Origin of the sequence: Streptomyces beijiangensis (genome assembly GCF_017315755.1) — a bacterium.
Classification (GTDB): Bacteria; Actinomycetota; Actinomycetes; order Streptomycetales; family Streptomycetaceae; genus Streptomyces; species Streptomyces beijiangensis.
This window is the reverse complement of record NZ_JAFLRJ010001254.1, coordinates 1-310: the sequence shown is the minus strand read 5'-3', so window position 1 is coordinate 310 and position 310 is coordinate 1. Positions and strand designations below refer to the sequence as shown.

Here is a 310-nt window from a genome sequence, read left to right as displayed (position 1 = left end):
CCTCGATGCCCCCCTGGACGCCGAGCCCGACGGCCTCGACGGCATCTCCACGATCATGTCGCGCGCCTTCAACGAGGGCACCGACAAGCACACCGCCGAGGAGTTCGCCGCGGAGCTGGAGCGCTGCGGCGCCACCATGGACGCGCACGCCGACCACCCGGGCGTACGGGTCTCCCTTGAGGTCCCCGTCTCCCGGCTGCCGAAGGCGCTCGGCCTGCTCGTGCGGGATCTCGTCGAGGCGGTTGCGCACCAGACGGCTGATCTCGCCGTCGGTGAAGGCCGGTGCGCGCAGTGCCTCGGCGAGCAGGCC

The 310-nt window shown here is 72.6% G+C and carries 1 protein-coding gene; it reads left to right on the top strand.

Translation table 11 applies throughout. From position 1 onward, the window contains the following. Positions 1-310, top strand: a 310-nt coding sequence (locus tag J0695_RS41400) for an insulinase family protein (RefSeq protein WP_372445941.1), incomplete at both ends; no start/stop codon positions are given.